Source organism: Maribacter stanieri (assembly GCF_900112245.1).
GTDB lineage: Bacteria > Bacteroidota > Bacteroidia > Flavobacteriales > Flavobacteriaceae > Maribacter > Maribacter stanieri.
Genome location: NZ_FOYX01000001.1, coordinates 1,944,158 through 1,970,586, shown reverse-complemented (window position 1 = coordinate 1,970,586; position 26,429 = coordinate 1,944,158). Strand labels below are relative to the sequence as shown.

Annotated in this window: 14 protein-coding genes; 5 read left to right on the top strand and 9 right to left on the bottom strand. The window is 35.1% G+C overall.

What is annotated here, in order from left to right; all coding sequences use genetic code 11:
* Window positions 1-46 precede the first annotated feature (46 nt).
* The 9 genes from BM296_RS08500 to BM296_RS08460 form a co-directional block, all read right to left on the bottom strand.
* Window positions 47-1,933, bottom strand: a complete 1,887-nt coding sequence (locus tag BM296_RS08500) for a metallophosphoesterase family protein (protein WP_091902647.1) — start codon at window positions 1,931-1,933, stop codon at window positions 47-49.
* Complete coding sequence (locus BM296_RS08495) at window positions 1,888-4,878, bottom strand: glycosyl hydrolase 115 family protein (RefSeq protein ID WP_177214931.1); 2,991 nt, start codon at window positions 4,876-4,878, stop codon at window positions 1,888-1,890. Before BM296_RS08495 ends, BM296_RS08500 begins: the two co-directional genes overlap by 46 nt.
* Window positions 4,856-5,920 carry a phosphatidylinositol-specific phospholipase C1-like protein gene (locus BM296_RS08490; RefSeq protein WP_091902645.1) on the bottom strand — a complete coding sequence of 355 codons (1,065 nt, stop codon included), beginning with the start codon at window positions 5,918-5,920 and terminating at the stop codon, window positions 4,856-4,858. The genes BM296_RS08495 and BM296_RS08490 overlap by 23 nt, the downstream gene beginning before the upstream one ends.
* Window positions 5,920-8,484, bottom strand: coding sequence for a glycoside hydrolase family 3 protein (locus BM296_RS08485; RefSeq protein ID WP_091902644.1), 2,565 nt, complete (start codon window positions 8,482-8,484; stop codon window positions 5,920-5,922). The genes BM296_RS08490 and BM296_RS08485 overlap by 1 nt, the downstream gene beginning before the upstream one ends.
* A gap of 36 nt (window positions 8,485-8,520) precedes the next feature.
* Window positions 8,521-9,816, bottom strand: coding sequence for an alpha-L-fucosidase (locus tag BM296_RS08480; RefSeq protein WP_091902643.1), 1,296 nt, complete (start codon window positions 9,814-9,816; stop codon window positions 8,521-8,523).
* 4 nt (window positions 9,817-9,820) lie between these two features.
* Window positions 9,821-12,145: a GH92 family glycosyl hydrolase gene (locus tag BM296_RS08475; RefSeq protein ID WP_091902642.1), complete on the bottom strand. Its 2,325-nt coding sequence runs from the start codon at window positions 12,143-12,145 to the stop codon at window positions 9,821-9,823.
* A 10-nt stretch (window positions 12,146-12,155) separates the two neighbouring features.
* Entirely contained in the window at window positions 12,156-14,210 is a 2,055-nt protein-coding gene (locus BM296_RS08470) for a glycosyl hydrolase 115 family protein (RefSeq protein ID WP_091902641.1), read from the bottom strand.
* 371 nt (window positions 14,211-14,581) lie between these two features.
* A complete protein-coding gene (locus BM296_RS08465) occupies window positions 14,582-16,231 on the bottom strand; it encodes a RagB/SusD family nutrient uptake outer membrane protein (RefSeq protein ID WP_091902640.1) in 1,650 nt (549 codons plus the stop codon).
* An 18-nt stretch (window positions 16,232-16,249) separates the two neighbouring features.
* Window positions 16,250-19,327 (bottom strand): SusC/RagA family TonB-linked outer membrane protein, encoded by a 3,078-nt coding sequence (locus tag BM296_RS08460; RefSeq protein ID WP_091902639.1) that lies wholly within the window; start codon window positions 19,325-19,327, stop codon window positions 16,250-16,252.
* Window positions 19,328-19,639: 312 nt separating this feature from the next.
* Here BM296_RS08460 and BM296_RS08455 point away from each other — a divergent pair, with 312 nt between their 5' ends.
* The 5 genes from BM296_RS08455 (at window position 19,640) to uxuA (ending at window position 26,424) form a co-directional block, all read left to right on the top strand.
* Entirely contained in the window at window positions 19,640-21,028 is a 1,389-nt protein-coding gene (locus BM296_RS08455) for a 3-keto-disaccharide hydrolase (RefSeq protein ID WP_027064620.1), read from the top strand.
* A 5-nt stretch (window positions 21,029-21,033) separates the two neighbouring features.
* Complete coding sequence (locus tag BM296_RS08450) at window positions 21,034-22,389, top strand: Gfo/Idh/MocA family protein (protein ID WP_091902638.1); 1,356 nt, start codon at window positions 21,034-21,036, stop codon at window positions 22,387-22,389.
* A 175-nt stretch (window positions 22,390-22,564) separates the two neighbouring features.
* Window positions 22,565-24,400 (top strand): alpha-L-rhamnosidase-related protein, encoded by a 1,836-nt coding sequence (locus BM296_RS08445; protein ID WP_091902637.1) that lies wholly within the window; start codon window positions 22,565-22,567, stop codon window positions 24,398-24,400.
* A 10-nt stretch (window positions 24,401-24,410) separates the two neighbouring features.
* Window positions 24,411-25,226, top strand: coding sequence for an SDR family NAD(P)-dependent oxidoreductase (locus BM296_RS08440; RefSeq protein ID WP_091902636.1), 816 nt, complete (start codon window positions 24,411-24,413; stop codon window positions 25,224-25,226).
* A 19-nt stretch (window positions 25,227-25,245) separates the two neighbouring features.
* Entirely contained in the window at window positions 25,246-26,424 is a 1,179-nt protein-coding gene (gene uxuA, locus BM296_RS08435) for a mannonate dehydratase (RefSeq protein WP_091902635.1), read from the top strand.
* Window positions 26,425-26,429: the final 5 nt, after the last annotated feature.

Here is a 26,429-nt window from a genome sequence, read left to right as displayed (position 1 = left end):
ATTATAAATGTACAAAAGCTTCTGGCAATAGTTTTTTATTACCTTATTAAGGTGTTATACTTTCAATAGTACCTTGTTTTAAATCTATTTTAAAATGATCGGAAGGTTTGCCATTTATACTCTTCTCGAAAATATTGGCCCATAGTCTGTAAGCGCTATTTTCAGATTCTTTCAACTGCTTACAAACTATTTCATATTGTTTTAAACGAGCTTCACCAATATCTGTAAAAGCCAATTCATCTGCACTTCTTAAGCGATAAAAATCATATATCATGTCAAAACCCGTCCAGGCCTTAAAATCACCTCTAGATAAATTGGCGCTATTAAAACTATTGTCAAGATCATCGTTTTGAGCCATTAAAAGCTCTTCACCTGTTTTATGTATAAAAGATTCAACAAATTTTTGAGACCAATCATTTGGCAAAAAACGAAGCCTAACCAATTCCTTTAAATGCCATTGTGTAAAATCTCTATAATTCTCAGCTGTTAAAATGTCTTTATTCCAAATTTCAGGTGCTTGCGTTTCTTTTAAATGATCATGTTCTTGCTCATATAAAGAATACAAACTATTGAAGTTTTTGGCTTTTTCAATCACCACAGTCTCTACTTCAAAATCATTCGTAGAATGTATAGTTAAAATCTTATAACCAGGTGCATAAGCTGCCAATGACGGAGTTTGAATATTGTATAAAGTGTTTCCTTTTGTACTTATTCTTACACCAGTATCATTAATATGCATATGACCACCAAAGTGAATTTCAATACCTGCATCTGCAAATAGCTCTGCTACCTCTTCTTTTGGTACTCGGTGTAATTGCATATTATTTCCACCAAAAAAATGTATCATTTCTTCTGATGCATCGTCATTAAAATCTACCATAGGGTAATGACTAAAAGCAATTAAGACCTTGTTCATTTTTTTAGCCTTCTCTGATACTTTTTTCACCCAATCAATTAAATGTCTTTTTTGTAAAAGCACGTTATTGTAACCAATACTGGCACCTTCAAAATCATTGGCATTTTCAGAAACTTCTGATATTTTTTTTTTGGGCAGATATACATTGGCATCTAGTGCCAATAACCAAACGCCTTCAGTTGGTTCTACCAAATAACTAGCATCTGGGTGCTTATTAAATTCATCAATAGCATAGGTTCTTTTGCTTAATGTAGATGCTTTTATCGCTGTATCAAAAGTATACTCTTCGTAAGCATATTCAGTGAAAGGAGTTTCCCAATACAAATATTCTTTCTTTGGATAAAAACCAAAGGCAGACATTTCATTTAATATATCTTGGTATCCCCATTTTTGAATTCCCGAAGTAATAATCGGTGTAAGCTGACCCGCGACAGTACCCTTAATATTTTTAATAGAACTTGTAATAATTTGCTCTTTACCTCCTACACCTAAAAAATCTGTTTTACCCGCTTCTTGTGTAAAAGGTTTTACAGGATCATGATTTCCCGTAGTTGCAAAAAAGAGTATTCCATGGTCTTTAGAATACTTGTCCAAAATCTTTCGTAAACCCTTAACGTGAACAGGTTGCCCATCATCACTAAAATCTCCTGGCAATGCTACTAATTTAATTCCCTTGGTTACAATATCATCTAGTGCTTCAATAAATGCAAAATAATTTTCATTGAATATTCTGGTAGACTGTAATTGCGCATTCATGGTACGAATGTTCACAAAGCCGCCCGTTTGTGGGTTTTCTATTCCTTTGTAATCGGCATCTGCGAAATGTGCATAGATATCTTGAAAATGGGCATCTGCAATGAATGCAATTTTCGTTTCTTTAAATTCCTCTTCTCTATTATTATCACAAGAAAATATCAAAAATAGCACAGCAACACATAAAAATCTATAGTGCCATCTTATACTAATTTGATTTACTTTTTGACCGTTTCTTTCGGAAACGCATAGCTCTTTTTCCATCCACCTAAATCTATCAACACTTGATCTATTAGTACTCCAGGATCTACCATCCATATTTTCAATGTATGTTTTCCTGCCTTATTTACAATTTGTTTTGCCGTTTGTACCGATGCATTTTTAAGCACATTTTCTTTCCATTCCTCACTACGACCTGTAGTTTCAAAATCTACAAATACCGGTGTAGCATCATCAATAGAAATTGCACAGCGAACACCTATTCCAGCATATGGGGCATGAGTGGGCACCGCTTGTATATTCACATCTACCTCACCAAAATTAAAAGTATAAAAATCATATTCCAAAACCGGACTATTCGCTTTTATTTCCTCTAAATCTACCAAAGGCGTTGCAGTTCTAGGAAGTGCAGTTATGACCTTATTGGTATAGCCCATTCCTTCAAATAACTTCCAATTTGCCTCATTACCTTCTTTCATTCTGGTGAAGTTTTCGGCATGTATAGATACATAACCCTTATCCTCAACAAAACCATTGTAGTTTTTTAATGCCTCGAATTTAGGATTGTAAGCAGATACACCAATGGTAGTAGTTTTCCCTTCTGATATAAATTCAATAGCACTATTCACCTTATAACTCGGCGGAATCAATTGAAAGTCGTGCCCTAGTGGAGCTTCTTTTTTATTCTCGCCTTGGTGAACTTTACTCCAATCGATACTGACCCAAATACGTTTTTCTAAATTATCGGAAGTTAAGGTCCCTTTACTTTCTGATAAACGAATCCAATCTGCCTTGGGTTTTGCTTCCCAATTAACCGTACCCTTACCATTTGCAAAAACATCAATATAATAAGTACTCTTAGTATAGCTATTAAAAACAGGAAGTACATCTGCATAGCTATTAATTACCTTATCATTAACCTCCATCTGATACCCTTCCAAGGCTAAACCCAAACTAGTTTTTTCGCTGCTAGTAATAGTTGATGTTGCTGGCTGTGCAAAAACAGAAAGAAAACGTGGAGCCATCGTTATAATATGATTCCATTTACCATTTTTAAGCACTGTATTGTAGTAATCGGTTTCTTTACGAATTCGATTATAAGCTTCTTCAGATAAAGCCCCAAAAGCATTAGCACTTTGTCTGCCTTGCTTTGCGGTAAACTTGTTCTTAAAACTATACGACCATTTCTGATTTAATTTTGAAGCGCCAATAACCGGATAATACACCAATTGATAAAAAGCATCTTTTCTATAGGCTGGTATTTCAGTATATAAACTTTCAGTAATATCAATTAAACCTTGATAGCTTTCTATGCGTGCTGAAACCTCATCACCATAATGAAACTGTGTTAATTCTGTTTCGCCTTCTTTAGTTACGGGCTCCACCTGGCTCCACGCCATAAACTCCGGTCTTCTTATATACGCCAAGCGGTTATTTTCAAATAATACATCTGTTATTTTAGCTGCAGATGCTTCACCAAATTCACGCGAAGACCAATTTTTGGTATGCTCTTTTACAGACGAACTTTCTTTAAAGTCCTCCATATTCCAAGCCATATCTAAAAACAGTTCAATGTTATATTCATGTGGTTTTATATCACCGCAGTTTAGAATCCAAATATCACGAGATTGGAACTCGTAAGCTTTGGACATTTCTTCCCACATTAAAACCGGATTGGTAGAATTCAACCACAAATAATCATGCGGCCTACCCCAATATGAGGTATGATAGTATACCCCAGCTCCACCAGCTCTTTTTTGCTCTTGCGGATTACTTAATTGACGAATGTACCCGTAGTTGTCATCGGTCCAAACCAAAGTGATATCCTCAGGTAATTTTAGTCCGCTTTGGTAATAATTCAACACCTCTTTATATGGCACAAAAGCTTGTGGAATACTTGATGGTTCTTTCTTGGTCTCCTTTTTTAAAATGGCTCGTTGGTCGGTAATTACACGTTCCAATAAATGTACTTGAGCATCAGTATCATCCTCACCAACGATCATTGGAGAATCATGCTCACCACGCATACCCGTAGTGTAAATACCTTCTAATTTGGCTGTTTCTTTTACTCTTTTGGTGAACAAACTCTTAATGGTTTCTGAATTGGTATCATACCTATACTCCCCCATTTCGTCATGTTTCCATTCGGTATTTATATTACTAAGCATGGGTTCAGCATGCGATGTACCAATAACAATGGCATAATCATCTGCCACAAACTTATTTTCTGGATACGAATAAAAAGGTTTAGTACTAGAATGCATGGCAGGCCAAATAGTATTTGCCCTTAATCGTAATAACAATTCAAATACTTTGGCATAAGTTTTTGGACCTATATCACCAGTTTCTGGCTCATAATTTAAAGCTGCCCAACGTTGTAATCCCCAATCTTCATCGTTTAAAAAGACTCCTCTATACTTTACGGAAGGAGATTTTGAAACTTCTTCTTCTATAGAAATTGAGAGCGACTCTTTTTTTTCTGGTGTAACATCTGCCCACCATTCCCATGGAGATACGCCTATATTTCTGGAAAGTTCTAAAATACCATAAGCTGTTCCTCTTCTATCACTACCTACAACAACTAAAGCTTTCTTAATGGTGGATGTTGGGTTTTCAACTATTTGAATACTATATCGTTCCCATTGATTTTCAATTTCAGAAACATCAATTTTACCAGCAGCGATCATGCTATCAATCCATTTATTCTTACCTATTGTACCGGCAATTATTGTAGTTTCAGACCTACTATCTTTAGTGGAGACAACAGGCTTTTTTCCTGTGATGTTATAAACGTCAGTTGCAAATATATTTGATGCTATAGTTACAACCTTTGCATCTTTCTTATCTACTAAAATAGAGGCAATCGTATTTCCCGCTACTAGTACAAAATCAGAAGTAGCTTGCTCTTGTGCCGCTAATACTGCCACTTGAATGTAAATGAGCGTTACAACTATCTTCTTTATTAAGTTACTTTTTCTTAATTTTCTCATACGTTCCATCTTCAAAAATCACTTTATAATCAGAATCAAATAATGTGGAAGGCACATAATAATCTGTAGAGATTACTTGCGCTCCCGATGCCTTTGCCTTCTCAAATTTTTCATAGCTATTTGTTCTTGCTTCTTTGGTACCGGCATCTGCCCTAGTACGAACCATATACCCTTTAGAAACCAGTTCTTTTATATACGCCAACTCTTTAATCGGATTATTTACTATTCTAAAACCAGCTTCAGGATTACCTTCTTTGCTATTCACAAAAAGCACCCTACCCCTAAGCGATTCATGACCTTGTAAATAATTCTGAATACGCTCTTCTTTTTCATCCAATACAAATAAGAACTTCCCTTTTACACTATTCAAGCTTGGCCACCCCTTTGTTAAAATAGCTTTTTCAAGGGATTCAAAATCACCCCTAACATCATCTGGAGTTATTAATTGACTTGCAGGAAGCACACTTTTTATTTCATCATCAAGCGCATTTAAGGCGCTTTTATCAAATGACAAAGGTTCTCTGGTTTGTAATACTTTTTGATCTTTCGTATTGATGAGAATAATTAAAGGAGTATGATTTGGGTTGTTATCCGACCATTTTTTCAAGGCTTTTAATCCATCAGAAAACAATAAATAGTGGCTTCTAAAATCAATATCCTGAACATGAAACATTTTAAGTCCGGGTTGTTTCAACTTTTCTTCCACATCAAAAGTCAAAGGTTCTTGACCAAGAGATCTTACTATTTCTAATCCTTTAGGGTTAGAAAAATGATTTCCTTTTGGATCATAAAAAACATCCAATTCTAAATTCCGTAAACCTAAATTCAATTGTTCCTCTAAAGAAATATGGGTGTATTGCAAACTTTCTATTTTCTTTGGTTCCACCGTATGTAAGTAGTCGTACAACGGTCTTTCAATCGCAATTTTATATGAATTATGACTACCTATTACTTGAATATCGTTTAGTGACACATGTTTGCTCTTACAGCCTACGAATGCAAAAGCAAATAACAACATACACAAAGCAATGGTCTGTTTCATTATTTTATTTTTTTTGATTTTTGAAGTCGTATATCTTTAGAAGATGACCCTATCATAAATTGATATTCGCCTTTTTCGAACGACCATTGATTAGCTTTTTCATCCCAATACTGCAGGTCATTTTTAGTCACTTTAAATTCAATAGTTTTTGATTCTCCAACATTTAAGCTGATTCTTTCGAACCCTATCAATTTTTTAATAGGTCTTTTTACAGCTGAATTATTAACCGTATAATACAACTGCACTACCTCATCGCCACTAAATGTCCCGGTATTTTTAATTGTTGCAGATATTAAAACAGCATCAGATTCAGACTTTACTTTTAAAGAATCATATTTAAATTGGGTATAACTTAATCCATATCCGAAAGGATACAGTACGTCTCCCTTAAAATACATATATGTTCTACCATTAGACACCTCGTAATCATCCATATCAGGTAAATCTGAAACCGATTTGTAAAAGGTAAATGGCAATCTACCTGCAGGATTGTAATCTCCAAACAATACATCTGCAATGGCAGTACCGCCGGCTTCACCCGGATACCATGCATTTATAATTGCAGGTACATTTTCATCCATCCAATTAATAGCCAAAGAGCTACCAGCAACCAAAACAACAATTAGATCTCTGTTCTCGGCATATATTTCTTTTAAATAATTGACCTGGTCTTCTGGCAACGCTAACGAAGTTCTATCGCGACCTTCCTTTTCAATTGATTTATTAATACCCATTACAGCTATCACATAATCGCTCTCTTTGGCAACCTGCTTGTCCTCCGTATATAAATCGTCTGTAGTTGCTGGTACTTCCCAAAGCAATTGACAAATGGCATCGCCTCCATTATCAAAATACTCTAATTTAATAGCGTATTTTTCACCCGCCTCCATATCTAATTCTACCTGGTCTGTGGTCATACCACGGTTGTGCCATTCATCAACTACCAATTCACCATTCAACCACATACGAACCCCATCATCAGAATTCACCCCAATCTTATACACTCCTGAAAAGTTTGGAGTTATGTAACCAGACCAACGCATAGATTTATGACGAAAGTTGGTAAACGGATCTGGTGGATTATTTACCGGGTCAAAATTCACCACTTTATCAACGCGCGTTTGTGGCGTGCCCTCTAAAAACTTGTCATCATAATATTCTCCGTACAAACCCGGTTCACCAGTTTGGTCATTCACTAAATTTTCAGCTTCAATTAAATTTAAGTTTCTAGCCGCCGTTTTCCATTTTACATAAGTGACCTCTGCCTTATCACCGACTTTATTTCTAATACCTTCTAAAGGTGATATGGGTTTAATTACGGGAAGACCACTATAATCACCAAAAACAACTTGATTAGCATTAAAACCAACAACCGCAATTTTTTTAATATCACTTACATTTAAAGGCAAAATATCATTTTGATTCTTCAACAAAACCATAGATTGTCTAGATGTTTCCAATGCCAGTTCTTGATGCTTTTTAGATCCAATTACATCTGGCGAGATTTTAGTATAAGGGTTGTCGTCAACTTTATCAAAAATCCCTAATTTAAAACGAGCGGTTAAAACCCTTTTTACCGCCTTATCTAAATTTTCTTGGGACACCAGCCCATTTTCATATGCTTTTATTAGGTGTTCAGCATAAATATCGTCTCCACACTCCAAATCAAGTCCACCTTCTAGAGCTACCTTGGCAGCCTCTTCTTTTGTATTCACATATTTGTGCGATTTCTGAATATAGGTGGGCGCACCACAATCACTAACTACGTAACCCTCAAAACCCCATTCATCTCTTAGAACAGTATTCAATAGCCAACCATTTGCAGTACTAGGCACTCCATTTAAAGCGTTGTATGCACTCATAATAGATTGGGCATTACCTTCTTGAACAGCCATTTTATATGCAGGGAAATAATATTCCCGTAAAGATTTTTCTGAAATATTGGCGTTGTAAGCAAACCTATTTTCTTCTTGGTTATTGGCTACAAAATGCTTCGGTGTAGAAACTACTTTTAGATATTTATCATCATCGCCTTGTAATCCCTTGACAAAGGAAACACCAATTCTACTCGTTAAATATGGGTCTTCACCATAAGTTTCAGGAGTTCTACCCCAGCGTGGGTCTCTAGCCATATTAATGGTCGGAGACCAAAATGTCAATAGATCACTATAAACATTCTTTTGATCTTTACCTTGGTTATAGAAATTCCATTTACCCCTAGCTTCATCTGAAATAGCGGTTGAAACTTGTTGTATTAAATTAGGATTCCATGTTGAAGCCAATGCCACTGCTTGCGGAAAAACAGTAAATCGACCACCTTTTACTACACCGTGCAACGCTTCGTTACCATGATAATAATTTTCTATTTCTAATCTTGGAATAGCCTCTGAAGTAGATATCAACAAAGAAACCTTTTCTTCAATAGATAGTCTAGTCATTAAATCATCTACCCTTGTTTCTAACGGTAAATCTTGATTTTGAAATTCCCATTGATTTTGTGAGAAACCAGCTAAGGGAATCAATATAAATATTGCGAATAATGGTACAATTTTCTTAATCGACATAAATCGTATTTTGATAAACTTACTCAGACGGCCTTACTATTTAATAAATTCCACATTTGTCACCTTAACCACAATAGGGTTAGGCCAAACCTTATCATTGTAGAGCCGTTGTGCTCTACTTATTGAGATTTCCAGTAAATCTTTATGTTGAACAAATTGAGATTTAGGTGTGTTTTCCGGCCAATATTCAACCACTAAATCATTCTGCCCTAAAACAGAAACAGCCGTATTTTTAGTTGCCTTCATATTTTTAAGCAGAAAATTTCTTCTAAAACCTTTAAACCAATCTTTTTGACCAGTTATAAAAACATATGCCGTATTTTCATCTTTACCTTTAGTAAACCACATATCGCCATCTTTAATTATAGTTGGCACAGGTCTTACGTTTTTGATCCCTTCACTATTTACATACATCCAAAGGGCAATTTCTCTTAACCGTTCTTCTTGTTCTATTGGAATTTCGCCATTAGGCTTAGGACCAACATTCATTAAAAAGTTACCTCCTTTTGCTCTTATTTCTATTAGTTTTTCAATTAATTCAGTTCCAGTTTTATAAGACTCATTAGTAGGTTTATACTGCCACTGGGTTCCCATGGTCATACAGGTTTCCCATGGTCCTTGCATTGCTGTATTGGGTATACTCTGTTCTGGAGTTTCCATTTCTCCTCTTGTAACTACAATATTTGGGTCTAAAGAATGTACATACTGTACTATAGGTGTTGTTTTAAAAGCATCGAAAAATATTACGTCAATAGGTCCGTAATTGCTCACCAATTCCTTGACCTGTATTTTATCGTACTCCAGCAGTTCTTCATTTTCTGTAATCTGACTCATTCTACTATTTCTTGAAATGAGTTCTCCTTGCTTATTTAAAAAGTTAAAATCTTCAGGAGAAAAATACACACCTACCTTTAGCCCTTGCTTACGTAATGCATTAAAAAGCTCACCAGTAATGTCCTTACCGTAAGGAGTATTCATGATGTTAAAATCAGTGGTTTCCGTATTCCACATGCAAAATCCGTTATGGTGTTTGGTAGTAAATACAACGTATTCAGCACCAGTTATTTTAAATAACCTTGCCCATTCGTCTGCGTTAAACTTATCTGGATAAAATGTTTTAGGAAGTTCATTAAAATACCGATTAACATAATCATCTGATGCTCCTACCAATGAGTGACTTATTACACTACCTAATTGGGAATCAACGCTCCAATGCACAAATATCCCAAATCCCATATCCATAAAATCCTGTTCTAAATCTACCCTATTATTTATTTGTGAATAAATTGTAGAGCAAAAAAGAGCCAATAGAACTGATACCTTGATTCTCATATTTTTATTTTACTGTATTGGTCATTTCCAAAATTAGCTCGCCCCCTTTTACAATATCTTCATGTCTTAAGCTATTAGCTTTTATTGATATTCCGTTAAACTCGGCCTCTGATACATAAAAATTAGCATCACTATTGTTGTTCGCTTTTATGGTAAATAGGTCGCCACTATAAAAATCTTTATTCAATTTAATAGTAACCTCTTCGAAAATAGGGCTTCCTATTTGGTATTCAGGATTAGCTTCTGTACCACCGTTCATTTGAAATATTCCAATTTTAATAAGTACAGCCAAACTGCCCATTAATCCTTGGTCTTCATCTCCATTGTATCCGGTGGATGGTGATAAGCCGCCAAATACAGTTTTCGCCACTTTTCTTGACCAAAATTGGGTTAAATCTGGTCTATTTAATTGACTAAAAATAAAAGCTGATTGTATTGAAGGTTGATTTCCAAAATTGATTGGAATTCTACTATACTCAGGATGTAATTCTACCGAATGTGATGTACCCGCCGTAAAACCTAAATCTTCTGCAGTTTCAAACTGTTCATTTAGCTTTCTAATAGCAGCATCTTCACCTCCCATTAAGCTTGCCAGTCCTTTTATATCATGAGGGACAAACCATGTAGATTGTGCTCCATTAGATTCTATAAAGCCATTTTCTGCTTGGTATGGATCATAATCGGCTTTCCATTTTCCATCAACATTTTTGGGACGCATCCATCCTATTTCGGAATCAAAAACATTTTTATAACTAGAAGATCTCGCCAAGAAATAATCATAATCTTCTTTGTGACCCATCTTTTTCGCTAATTGCGCCAACGTCCAGTCTTGGTACGCATATTCCATGGTTAAACTAGCACCGTCTTGATGGCTACCAAATTTACCTTCTGGAATAGGGTAAGGCACATAACCTTGATCCATATAATATTCTAAGCCACCACCAACATTAGTAGTGTGCTCATAGCCGGCTTTCTCCATAATTCCTCCAGCTAAATGATTTTTCTTTAAAGCTTGGTAAACGTCTTCCAATTCATCTACAATAATTCCTTTTTGTATTGCAGTAACCATAAAAGGTGTAGCACTTGCCCCTGTCATCACGTAGGTATAATTACCTCCCGAAGGACCACGTGGTACGAGTCCGCCATCTTTATAATACTGCATTAAAGAATTTGAAAAGTCATACATTATTTCTGGATACACCAAGCCCCACAACGTGTTTAAAGTCCATTGTGCTCCCCAAAAAGAATCTGAATTAAAATGATTGAACTTAGGTGTACCATTAGCATCTAATGGCAATTGTCCAATCCTAAAAATTTCGCCAGTATTATCAGGATAAGCACCATTTACGTCATTTATAATTCTGCGTCCCTGTAAAGCATGCCATAAATCTGTATAAAATCTTCTTTGATCTTGGTCAGAACCGCCTTTAACATCAATTCTGCCTAATAAACTATTCCATTCTTGTTTTGCTTCACTTCTTACGTTTTCAAATTGCCAGTTAGGTAATTCTGTAATTATATTAAGTTCAGCATTGGCAACCGAGGTATAAGAAATACCCACTTTCATTAAAACATCATTCTTATTTTCATTTAATATGATGAGATAATTTCCTGTACTATCATCTTTTTCAATAGAAGATATTTGAGTATTCAGCTGTACTTTAAAATAAACGGTCATAGGTTTTGGACGCCTATGCGTAGGCTCCATCGTAACTTTTCCTGAAAGTTCATTGTCAAAATTTTGATTCAAAACTCCATCTATGTTACTACTTGGTCCTAATAACGTATTTAAATTAAAAAGTATGGCCTTTTCCTCTTCGTTATCCGGGTAAGTGTATTGATGAAAACCAACTCTTTTAGTACTCGATAGTTGAGCCTCTATTGCATATCTGTCTAATTCAACTTTATGATAACCTGGTATAACAACCTCATTATCATGATTGAATTTTGAATAAAAATCTTTAAAAATATCATCTTTGGTTTTCTCATTGGTAGTTACGGGCATCACTGAAATACCAGACATTTGCCATGCATGAATATGGCTAAAACCTTTTATAGTATCTGTCTTATATCGGTAACCACTTCCCCAAGCGCCACCAATTTGGGTGTCTGGACTCAGGTTGACCATACCAAAAGGTCTACTTGCCGATGAGAAGTAAAACCACCTAGAATTTTCTGTATCTAAAAGCGGATATACCTTTGCCGCATAGTCAATTTCTGGAGCACTGACCGGTTTGGTTTCATTGACCTGTTGTTTACAAGAGCCTAAAAACAAGATTAAAATACTTAGTAAGACAACGCTATTTTTTAATGTGTGAGCAAATGTCATTAGTTTCAATTTAAAGTGTCATTTTATTAAGATTAGCCTCAATCGCATCTAGCATTTCATAGGTAGGAAAACCATTGTTTTGTCTTCTATTTGCTATCGAATACCAATTCTTCCATTTGTCATCGATATCACCAGAACTTCTATGATCAAAAACGATTTTAAGTTTATTCTTTGCCGTTGGCAGCAAAGAAATTGCTTCGTTTAAATACTTTATATCCTTAGTAGTTTCAAACTGCTTTTTAAGCAATGCCATGTTGTGTAATTCTGTTTCAAAAGTTATTAAATCAGAATAAAGCTGAGCAGGTAGAAGAATATAAGAATGGTAAAAATTATCGTTTCTCTTCAATAGTTCATATCCTAATTCTGCCTCTGAAAGTGATTTCTCTAAAACTTCTTTCACTCGTTTTACATTCTCCACATCTCCAATTACACGATTATAATCAAATGGTACAGGAGATTTACCTGGTCTTACGATCGGTGCATTAGAAAGGTATGAAACAGCTTCTCTAATTTCCCATAAATGTTCTACATACCCTTTTCTACCTTCTTGAGCTTCGCTTAACCATTTCATTGATTGAACGGCGTGTTCAGCTGCTTTAGGTGTAAAATATTGTTCTGTCCATTCTTTGTAAAAAGCATCTGCATTAAACGTATCTGGATTGTTACATACTTCACTATAAGCGACCAGGTTCAACAAAAATGGCCTGAAATTTTGACCGTTAACCAAGCAATAATTGTCAGCTTCATATTTCTGAAACATTTCTTTCATTACCAATTCCACCTTCCCTGGATAAGGATTGTGAACGGTATGGTTCAACCAATAACCGGCATGCATATAGGTGCCAAAATCATAACCATCTGTAGTATTTGGTAAATGTTCAAATTCACCAAATCCGTGATCAGACCAAAGTACTGTCCAATCTGTAGGAGGTCTAAAACCTTCGTTCCACATTTCCATACCATCAGAATAACATACGAGTACTTTTTCAGAATTGGGTTTATATTCATCCACTAATTCTCCAAAAGCAGCATAAACCTCATTGAATACTTCAATTTTGCTTTCTCCACAAGTACTTTCATATTCCCAATCCCAAACTTGATGCCGTGGTCGTAAAATAAAAATATCTGTTTTTGACAATGGTGTATGTTCAAAATAATAGCGCCAAGCCTGTAACCAATCTGCTTTATATGTTTTCCAGCAATCTGCTTTCTCGGCATCCATAGGATGGATTTGATAACCTAAAGCAAAATCTACAGCTATCTTCATTCCTTTCTCATGGGCATAATCTATCATTTTCTCCACATAATCAATATCTATTTGATAATCTGGTTTTAAGGCTTTATACTCGGGTCTAATAAAAAACTCGGGTCTACCCAACATATCAAAAAGTTGAATTGAATTGTATCGAAGGCGTACCAGAGAATTGATCATTTCAGTATAACTCTCCCAATCGTATTTTAATAACTCACCTCTGTAGTTTGCCAATTCATCTACATCATTTTCAAAATATGTTAAGTTGGGAACTCTAGGTGGTTCAATTGTTTTTGGTTCAAAATTGTAAATATCATTAACTTTTAATGCTACCGGTGTTTTACCTGTCCAATATTCTAATGGATCTACGCCTAAGACCTGATTTGAGTAATCATATATTGCATATTGTAATCCCTGTACATCTGATCCCGCTATTACAATGACATCAGAATCGGTGTATGTATTTTTAGACCAAATACCACCACGAGGACCTGGTTGTAAATCTGTTAAAACCAATTCCCCATTTGTCGCCATATCCGTGATAATGGTATTGGAATTTGCTGTACCTACTATAAAAACCAAAGATTTATTCGGAATTTCCACACCTTCTTTTACAATGTGCACCTCCTCTTTTAAAACTTTTTCTAAGTCTTTCTTTAAATCATTTATGGTAGAAATTTCAACAGCATTAGAATTTTCACCTGTAATTAAATAAACAGTTGATGGTTGTTCAACACCAGTATTACATGCCAGGCAAAATACCATGCACATGGCAAGTAATAAGAATTGTGTTAATCTATATTTTTTAATCATTCGTTTAGGTCTTTCTATTTACTTAGGTTTTGGGACAATGAATCTTTAAAGTCACATACATATTTGCTCATATTAGGTATAAGATAAAATACAGTTGCAACTACTACTTTAGAATATAATATTGCGATAGAATAAATATGATAAGTTATTCAATGAAATCGAATATCTAAATTTCAAATTAACTGATAAAGAAAAGCGAATCTCAAAATTCCGTTTAAATTGAATATTAATTAATGAACATTTTTTGGCTAAGACAGAAGAATCTAGTCTTTATCGGATATAGTGTAAAATACAGGCAGGTTTTACACCTGCCCATATTAACTCACTCAATAAAAACTAACTTCTTATTTATTTTATACAACTACTAAATATTAATAACCAGGGTTTTGCACCAAAGAACCATCTGACAACTGCAATTCATTTGCAGGTATAGGTCTTAATAAATGAATACTAGCATCAAAAGCTCCATGATCAATAACATGAGGATTGTAAAGTTCTATTCGCTCTTCTAACTTACCTGTTCTTTTAAGCACGGCCCATCTATTATCTTCACCTGCAAGCTCTAATGCTCTTTCATTTAAAATATCGTCAATAGTAACCGAGGTATATTCATTTGCCACGCCAGTAGCGCGCTCACGAACTATATTTAAATGATTTAATGCAGCTGCAGTATTACCTGCTCCTAAATAAGCCTCTGCAGCAATTAAATGTGTACCTGCTACTCTGTATACAAATGTATCTCTAGCACCGTCGGTATCTTCATTAAAATCTTGATCATCAAATTTCTTGAATATTGGGAAATTTGTACGTTCAATATTCAAAGAGTATAAATAATTAACTCCCGGTACATCTTCTGGTAATCCAAAAAGATATTGATCTGGTTGGTATACCCAATATCGATCTAAACGTTCTGCCAATTCTTCCGCATCTAAAGCATTCTTTGGGTAATACACAATCGTATCACCAGCAACAATATTATCTGGACCATCTGGCTCATCGCTATCTGCAATAATTGCACGATGTATTGTGGCATCTTCTCTTGTATCATTATCAGCGAACAAAGAATAAAAGAAAGGAGTAGGCATTGCTCCAAAACTACTTACACCATATGGAGTTGTAGTTCTATTTACACCAGGATAATTAAAAACCTGATTCATAAAAAGTGAATGCTTGTTATTGCTTTTATCTGCCGCTAAACCGCTATTTCCATATTGTACGGCAAACAATATTTCATCATTTTCTTGATTATCATAATCAAAAACCTCAGCATATGATTGACTACGAATATCATAATTACCAATTGCCTGCTCAGCCAATGCTGCAGCAGTATCAAAATCGGCAGAACTACCTGCAGATGTGTACGCTCTTGTAAGATATACCTCTGCCAATAAATGTTGTGCCGCTCTTTTAGATATTCTACCTGTACTAGGGTTATCTATCAATGTAGGAATAGCCTCTTCTAAATCTAAAATTATTTGAGCATATGTTTCAGCCTCAGAAGACCTAGCATAATCTGTACGAATAGTTTGGGCTTCTTCCAGTTCTATAACTACACCACCATATTGCTGCACTAAATTAAAATATGCCAAACCTCTAAGTGCTTTTGCTTGTGCAATACCATAATCTCTATCGCCTAAATTAGCATCGCTCCAGCTTATTTGATTTTCAAACCTATTAATAACGGTATTCGCTTTACCAATTACACTATAGTTATTTGACCAAACCGCTAAGCCTGTGCCAGAGTTTAAATTGAAATAGTCATTAGTTGCGCTAAAAGAGAATATTTCACTTTTACTTGTAAAAATATCTGTGCCCAAAAATTGGTACGTATACTCATTATATACATTTCGCAGACTACTATATACACCGATCACTAATTGATCTGCATTGTCTTGAGTAATAAAATTCTCAGAAGTAATGTCTGAGTATATTTCTTCTTCTAAATAATCCTCGCATGCATAAGACAGCGACAGCATAACCAAGAAGACCGTTATAATCTTTATATATTTAAATAGTTTCATCTTTTTATAGTTTAAAAATTAGTACGATAATTTTAATCCGAATAAAACTGTTTTAACCGAATACCCCATGTTATAGGAATTCTGCAAACCTGTTTCTGGATCTGGACCAGCAAAATCGGTAAAAGTGAATGGATTTTGAACATCAAGTGATAAACGTAACGTGGACATTTTCAACTTGTCTAAAAGGTCTTGAGGAAATGAATAGGCAAGACCAATATTACCAATTCTTACAAACGACATATCTTCATAGAACCAAGGATAAGAAGACTCTCCATATTCTGGTGAAGGATATTTAGCATCAGGATTATTAGGTGTCCAATAATCTTGTTTTAAGCTGTTGAATACAGCACCGTCACCATTGAAACTCGCAAAATTTTGATGAAATTCTGAATGACCGAATACCCCTTGTCTTGTATTCACTTGCACGTTCATTTCAAGATTCTTATAATTGAACGTGTTTGTCATACCTGCAATCCAATCTGGGGATTGAGAACCAATAACCCTTTTATCTTCTTGATTAATTACACCATCACCATTTTGATCAACATATTTATATTGTCCAGGTAATAGTCCAAAAGATTCTGCTTCTGCAGCTTCGTCTATTTGCCAAATACCGTCAACTTCATAATCAAATGTAGCATCAATTGGTGCGCCTACTTGTAAAACACCGTTTAATCTAGAATCTGACCCAACCAAAATCTGGTCTATATCATCATAAAGGGCAAGTATTTCATTATCATTTTTAGTGTAGTTAATATTCGTACGCCATGTAAAATTATCTGTACGTACGTTAACAGTGTTTAAAGTAAGTTCAACACCTCTGTTTCTTACAGAACCAAAATTACCTATGGTACCAGAATCACCAAAACCGGTTACAAAAGATAATTGACGGGCAAGAATACTTCCTTCTGTTTCTTTACTGTAGTATTCAAAACCAAAATTAACTCTACTGTTAAGGATCGATAAGTCTAAGCCAAAGTTATATTCTTTAGAAATTTCCCAAGTTAAATCTGCATTAGAAAGACCTGCAACAGATTTACCAATGCTAAAATCATCACCAAACAAATAACTGTCTTGAGATAAGAAGGCAAGTGAACTATATGGATTAACTGTTTTATCGTTACCAGACTCACCATAGCTTAAACGTAGTTTTAAATTACTAAGCCAGTCTACATCCTTTAAAAATGGTTCTTCACTTGCTCTCCATGCAAAAGCTGCCGATGGAAAGAATGCCCATTTATTACCTACTGCCAATTTAGATGAACCATCGTATCTACCTGTAAAAGTAAATAGGTATCTATCTTTTATATTATAGTTTAAACGACCTGCAAAAGAAGCTAATGTCTCCTTTTCATAAAAACTACCATAGTCTCTAGGTACATCAGAGCCACCTTGTGTATTAAAGAATAAGTAAGCATCAGTATCAAAATTACGTACTTGAATATCACTCCCTTCAGGGTTAGAATAATATATAGAATTGATTAAAGTTGTTTTAAGATTATGACCTTCAGCAATATCAAAATCGAAATCAAGAATATTATCCCAAGTATAAGATGTTTTAAAATCTGATTGATAATGAGACTGAATTCTTGAAGGATCATTTCTAGAAGACTTCGTTAACAAGCCACGATATTCTCCAAAACGTTGTGCAGAAATATTTGGTGAAAATTGTGTTTTAAAGTTGATCCAATCGTTTGGCTTATAGTTGAAAAACACATTTGCAATAACGTCTAAAGATCTATTGTTTAACCTCCATGCACCTTCCGCATCATATATAGGGTTAACAAATCTTAAATCTTGATCATCTGGAAATAGAATAGGCTCTCCGTTTTCATCATAAGGATTAACCGTTGGCGCTAAACGTAACGTACTTCTAAACAATTCTCTACTACCCTGCTCTCTTTCAGAAAGGGCTAAATATGATTTAATACCTACAGTTACCTTATCAGATACCTTTTTAGATAGCGAAGCACTTAAGTTATACCTTTCGTACTCTTCTATTCCCATAACACCTTCGTCATGTAAATAACCTATAGATCCATTGTAGACCAAACCATTACTACCACCAGACATACCAACGGTATGGCTTGTTTGTAAGCCAGATTTTCTAAATGTATCCATCCAATCAGTATATCTACCATTTGCAACATTTGATGCTTCTTCGTTAGAAGATTGAATTTCTGTAGACCTATCTACTTCTACACTATTATAAGATGCAACAGTTCTATCTGTACCTTGCCATGCTCTTGCTCTTAAAACATCATCAACAAACTGAACATATTCAGGACCCGAGTAAAGTTCTGGTATGTTAGTTGCCGAACGCAAACCAAAAGAAGAATCATAAGTAAAAACAGTTTTGCCTTCAATTCCACTTTTAGTTGTAATGATAACAACACCGTTTGCACCTCTAGAACCATAAATAGCGGTTGCGGAAGCATCTTTTAAAATATCCATCTGCTCAATATCAGAAGGATTTAAAACACTGATGTCATCAAAAAATATTCCATCAACCACAAATAGCGGTTTAGAAGGATCATCTGCTAAATCATCACTTACACCATCACGCTCACCACCTTGATTTGCAGTAATAACCGTATTACCACGTATTTTAATAGATAATGGCGCACCAGGCTTAGAGTTTAATGTTCTAACATCAACACCCGCAATACGACCTTGAATTGCTTGACCAATATCGGTCTTTCTCTGTTCTGTTAGTGTTTCACTATCAACTGAAGCAACAGCACCGGTCAAGTCACTTTTCTTTACAGACCCATATCCTATTACTACAACCTCATCTAACTGTGCAGTATCTTCTGTCATAGTTACCGATATGTTAGATTGACCGGAATAAGCTACCTCTACAGGTTTATAACCTAAATAGGATACACTTAATACATTTCCTTCTTCTACTGAAATGCTAAAATTTCCATCAAAATCCGTTACCGTACCATTTGATGTTCCTTTTACTACAATAGATGCTCCTGGAATAGGCATACCCTGGTCATCTGCCACCGTACCCGTTACGCTACTCTGCGCCCATAGTACTGATGACATGCCCAATAAAAGGAATACCATTAATAGTTTTAGTTTTTTCATTTTTGTTATTGTTAAGTTAATTGACTACTAATGTATTGTTAAGACCATGTTAACGAATGGACATATTCATCGGAAATATGGACAGCCATAAAAAAATGAATTATTTTTATCTTGCTAAATCATCAAATAATCTCCTTAATTTTTAAATATTTCATATAGCTATTAGACAAAAAATTACATATTTTCATTTTTCAATACATAACACCATTTAACGTTTAGAATGCTAAATCCATGCTTTGTATTAAAATGTCCATCCCTTAAAACCACAATCGCTGTACTTTGTAGAGCCATTCCAAAACCAATAAATTAATAATGAAAAATTACCTTTCAACCAGTAAATTACTGATGGTAACAGCACTAGCATTAATAGTTAGCTGTACCGAAAACACTAAAGATGAAACCCCTTGGGTAGATTTATTTGACGGCACAACTTTAAACGGTTGGCATAAACTAGGTGGCGATGCTACCTATAATGTAAAAGACGGTGCAATTGTAGGCACTACCACCCATGATACACCGAATACATTTTTGACCACAGATAAAATGTATGATGATTTCATTTTAGAATTAGACTATAAAGTTGATTCGACTATGAATTCTGGTATACAGATTAGAAGTAATAGCATACCTACCTATAGAGATGGTAGAGTACATGGATACCAAGTTGAAATTGATCCATCTGAAAGAGCATGGAGCGGTGGTATATATGACGAGTCTAGACGTGGATGGTTAAACCCAATGACAGACAACCCGGCTGCGCAAAAAGCGTTTAAGCAAAACGACTGGAACCATTATCGTATAGAAGCAATTGGCGACACTATTAAAACCTGGGTAAACGATGTTCCTGCAGCTTACTTAATTGATGATAAAACTGCAAAAGGATTTATCTGTTTGCAAGTACACAGTATACATGATGACCAAAAAGCTGGAACGGATATTATTTGGAAAAATGTAAAAATAGTTACCGATAGCGTTTCTAAATATTCTAGAAAATCGCCACTTACTCCTATCATCACCAAAAATCAATTAACTATTGATGAGAAAAAAGATGGATGGAAATTACTTTGGGATGGAGAAACTACCAACGGGTGGAGAGGTGCCAAGCTAGAAGAGTTCCCAGAACAGGGTTGGAAAATTGAAGATGGAATTTTAAGTGTTCTTTCTTCAGGAGGCGCAGAATCTTCTGCCGGTGGTGATATTGTTACCAAAGAACTGTATGGAGATTTTGAATTAAAAGTAGATTTTAAATTGACACCTGGTGCTAACAGTGGAATCAAGTATTATGTAGATACCAATATTAATAAAGGTGAAGGTTCTTCTATAGGACTAGAATATCAAATATTAGATGACAACCTACATCCAGATGCTAAACTAGGAAATCATGAAGGTAGTAGAACGGTAAGTTCACTATACGATTTAATTCAGGCTGATGTAAATAAACCTATTAACCCAATTGGTGAATGGAATACAGCTTACATTATATCAAAAGATAACCACGTAGAACATTGGTTAAATGGTACAAAGGTTTTAGAATACGAACGAAAGAGCGATGCATACAGAAAGTTAGTTTCTGAAAGTAAATATGCTAAGTGGCCCAATTTTGGAGAATTGGACAAAGGTCAAATTTTACTTCAAGACCACGGTGATTTGGTTTCTTTCAAAAATGTAAAGATTCGTTCAATTAGTAATACTAAAGAATAAACAACATGAGTTCAAATAGAAGAGATTTTATAAAGAAGACTGCAATTGGAGCCGTTGGGGCTACTTTAGTTGGCTCTAGTGCAAATGCTATGACAGCTAAGAGTTATTCCAAAATAATAGGTGCAAACGACAGAATTAATGTTGCAATACAAGGTTTGGGAAGAAGATATGGTGCATATATACCAGCAATAGCCCATAAAAAAAATAACGTAGAGCTTAAATATTTATGTGATGTCATGAAAAGTCAGCGAGATAAAGCTGCTACCGAATTGGCTTCTAAAATTAATTATAAGCCACAATTAGAAAATGACATTCGTAAAATTCTAGATGATAAAGAGGTTGACGCTATATTTATGTCAACTCCAGATCACTGGCATGCTCCTGGTGCATGTATGGCAATGCAAGCCGGTAAACATGTTTTTTTAGAAAAGCCGTGTAGCCATAATCCTCGTGAGGGAGAATTGGTTGTTGCTTATCAAAAGAAATTCAATAAAGTGGTGCAAATGGGTAACCAACAACGTTCAGCACCAGAGTCTCAAGAAATAATAAAAGAAATTCACAATGGTGTTATTGGTGATGTATATAAAGCAACTGCTTTTTATGTTAGTGCCAGAAGTCGTGTACCACATCAAACAAAAGCAAATCCGCCAGAAGGTTTAGATTGGGATTTATTTCAAGGTCCTGCTCCAAGAAGAGCATATACAGATAACACTTGGGATTATAACTGGCACTGGTATGGTTGGGATTATGGTACCGCAGAAATGGGTAATAATGCTACCCATGAATTAGATATTGCACGATGGGCATTAGGTGTAAAATATCCTGAAAAGGTATCTGTTGATGCAGGTAAATATCACTACAAAGATGATGGCTGGGAAATGTATGATACTATGGAAGCTACATTTAAATTTGCTGGCAATAAAACCATAAAATGGGACGGTAACAGTAGAACCGGATATCATAAATACGGCAACAAATATGGTAGAGGTACAATAGTAGCTGGTTCTGAAGGTACAGCTTACATTGATCGTGGCGGATATAAATTATTCGACCAAAAAGGAGGTCTTATCAAAGAAAATATTTCAGCGAATGAAGAAGCAGGTACAGCACTTGGTGGTGGTGGCGATATGTCAACATTGCACACGGTTAACTTTTTTGATGCAATAAGAGGTAAAGCTGAATTAACTTCACCAATAGATGAAGGTGCTATTAGCCAAATGCTTACGCATTACGCAAATATAGCGTCAAGAATAGATGACTCTTTTGAAATAGATGAAACAACTGGTCGTATATTTAATAGAGAGGCTATGAAATTATGGTCTAGATCCTATGAGCCAGGTTGGGAAATTAAACCTGTATAATCTCTTCATATTAATAAGATTAAAAACACTACTGCATCTACTTTTCTATAGAGTTTGGAAAGTATCTAGAATGATAAAGGTGTAGTACAATCTAAAAGTAAATAAACTAGATACTATGTTTTAAACAACATAGTATCTAGTACTACTTATCATAAATCAACTTACCGTAAAACCTATGAAAAAGCATATTTGCATATGTCTTATCACCCTTTCTATTTTCTATTGTCAAGCTCAAAATAGTACCAGTGATATCAATTTGAGAACTACTTTCAACAGTCCTGTTGAAATAAGTGAAGTATCAACAGACACGTATTTATTAGATTTTGGTAAAGCATATTTTGGTACAGTTGAATTGAAAAGTACGACAACTCAAAACGATTCGTTAGTCATTCACCTTGGTGAAAAATTAAATGCACAAAATAGAATAGACAGAAATCCAGGTGGGTCTATTAGATATCAAAGAATTGTATTGCATAATCTACAAGCAAATACGATTACCAATATTGAAGTGATCCCTAACAAAAGAAATACATCTGGTGCAGCTATACTGTTACCTAATAGTATAGGCGTAGTTATGCCTTTTAGGTATTGTGAAATTGAGAATTTAAAAATACCTATTGAAAATATAGAAGTCTTTCAAAAAGCGACACATAATAATTTTAATGAAGAAGCAAGTAGTTTCTCCTCATCAAATGCAATATTAGACTCTATATGGAAACTTTGTAAGCATACTATTAAAGCTACCAGTTTTACGGGTTATTATATAGATGGTGACCGTGAAAGAATACCGTATGAAGCAGATGCCTATATAAATCAACTAAGTCATTATAGCGTAGATAGTCTTTATGCTATGGGAAGAAGAACCAATGCCTACTTTATAAAAAACCCAACTTGGCCTACAGAATGGTTGCTACATACCGTACCCATGTTTTATGCAGATTATATGTATACGGGCGATTTGGAACCACTGAAGGAGCATTATGAGAATCTAAAGTTAAAGACTTTAATGGATTTGGAACGTGAAGACGGACTCATCAGCTCTTCTTCTCCGCAAATGAACGAAGAGTTAATTATAAAATTAGGTTTCAAGAAACCAGACACCAAAATTAAAGACATTATAGATTGGCCACCGGCACAAAAAGATACAGGTTGGGAATTGGCTACCGCAGAAGGCGAAAGAGATGGTTATGAAATAGTACCAGTGAATACAGTCGTTAATTCTTTTTATTACTACAACCTTGTCCTAATGGCAAAGGTTGCTGAATTTCTTGAAAAAGACGATGATGTTGTATTTTTTCAAAATAAGGCTGCAACCATCAAGAGCGTTATTAACACTAAACTATTTGATACTAAAAAAGGGTATTACTTAGATGGAGAAAACTCTACTCATTCTTCTTTACATGGCAATATGATGCCACTAGCTTTTGGTCTAGTACCTAAAGAACATATTAAATCCGTTACAGATTTTATAAAAACCAGAGGAATGGCTTGTAGTGTTTATGGGTCTCAATACTTATTAGAAGGATTATATAAAAGTGGCGAGGCACAGTACGCATTAGACCTAATCACAGAAACAGAAAGCGATAGAAGTTGGTGGAATATGATTGAAATAGGTGCAACCATGACTTTAGAAGCTTGGGATGTAAAGTACAAACCGAATTCTGATTGGAATCATGCTTGGGGTACAGCGCCTTTGAACATTACTACTCGTTACATGTGGGGTATAAAACCAAAAATAGCCGGTTTTAAAGTAGCTGAAATTAAACCTCAATTGGCAGACTTAACTTTTTCCAATATTAAAGTACCTACAAAAAACGGCATCATAACCGCTAGCTTTAAAAAAGACAAGAATACAGAGCATTACAGCATTGAGATTCCTAAGGAAATGACCGCAGAATTTACAGTTCCCCCAATTTTTTCAAAAATTAAACATAATGGTAAAAAGGTAAAAATAACCAATAACACTGTATACTTTACAAGTGGTGTTCATACCATTGAATTGAAACAATAAATAGTACAATATGAACTTATTTAGTATAGAAAACAAAGTAATATTAATTACCGGAGGTGGCGGAGTACTTGGCGGTGAAATGGCTAATTACTTACTTTCAAATGGCGCTACAATCGTTATTTTAGATTACAAAGAAGACATTGTAAACGCAGCCGTTGAAAAACTTAAAACCATAGGCGATAATGTATCCGGTTTTGTGTGTAATGCCTTAGATGAAGAAAGTCTAATTAGAGTTTCAGATGAAATTATAGCGCAACATGGTAAAATAGATATCCTAATAAATGCTGCAGGCGGTAATATGCCTGGTGCAACTATAGGTGTTGACCAAACTATTTTTGATGTAAACATTGATCACTTTAAAAAAGTGGTAGACCTTAATCTATTTGGCAGCATTCTACCCGCAATGGTTTTCGGCAAAGAAATGGTAAAGAATAAACAAGGTGTTATCATTAATATATCATCAATGACTGCACAAAGTGCAATCACTAGGGTGGTAGGCTATTCTGCATCAAAAGCAGCTATAGATAATTTCACGAAATGGTTGTCTGTAGAATTAGCTACAAAATTTGGAGAAGGTTTACGTGTTAATGCTATTGCTCCCGGTTTTTTTATCGGAAATCAAAATAGAAATCTTTTAATTGACCAAGAAACCGGTAATTTTACTGACAGAGGTGATACCATTATTAGAAATACACCCATGAAAAGATTTGGTGAGACGGACGAATTAAATGGTACTATTCATTACCTATGCGCAGAGGCATCAAAATTTGTAACTGGCGTAGTAGTCCCAATTGACGGAGGTTTTAGTGCTTTTAGTGGAGTTTAATAAAATATAATTTAGAAAAATGGAACAAACATGGCGTTGGTACGGTCCAAATGACCCCGTATCATTATCAGATATTAGACAAGCAGGTGCAACAGGTGTAGTTAGTGCTTTGCATCATATTCCTAATGGCATGGTATGGCCGGTAGAGGAAATTATTGAGCGTAAAAATATAATAGAAGCCGCTGGCTTAACATGGTCTGTTGTAGAGAGCGTTCCCATTCATGAACAAATAAAAACCCAAAAAGGGGATTATAAAGTTTATTATGAGAACTATAAACAAACCATTGCTAACCTCGGTCAATGTGGTATAGATACGGTCTGTTACAACTTCATGCCTGTATTAGATTGGACACGGACCAATCTAGATTATGAAATAGAAGATGGCTCTACCGCACTACGTTTTGAAGCTGCTGCTTTCGCGGCCTTTGAATTATTTCTATTGAAAAGACCAGGATCTAAAGATACCTACTCAGAAGCCCAAAAAACTGCCGCTAAAGAATACTTAAAGTCGCTTTCTGAAGACGATAAAACCAAATTAATCAGCAATATTATAGCTGGTCTACCTGGTGCAGAAGAAGGATATTCTCTAGAAGAGTTCAATACAATTTTAGCTACCTATGACGCTATTGGACCAAAAGAACTTAAAGATAATTTATTCGAATTTTTATCTAATATTATTCCGGTAGCTGAAAAGGCTGGTGTGCGTATGTGTATTCATCCTGATGACCCTCCATTTCCTATTTTAGGACTTCCAAGAGTTGTAAGTACAGAGCAAGATATCATTGACCTTTACAATGCTGTTGATAGCCCAAACAACGGACTTACATTTTGCACAGGTTCATTTGGTGTTAGACCAGATAATGACTTACCAGGAATGATAGAGCGCTTAGGTGATCGTATTCATTTTATTCATTTACGAAGTACACAGCGTGATGCCGATGGTAATTTTCATGAAGCAAATCATTTAGAAGGAGATGTAGATATGTTTTTGGTTATGCAGGCATTGATAAAAGAACAAGAAAAGAGAAAAGCCTCTGGCAGAACAGATACTAGAATGCCATTACGCCCAGATCATGGCCATAAAATGTTAGATGATTTAAGAAAGAAAACAAACCCAGGTTACTCTGGCATAGGTAGACTAAGAGGTTTAGCTGAGCTACGAGGTCTAGAAATGGGCATTAGAAAAAGTTTTAAATAGCTTGG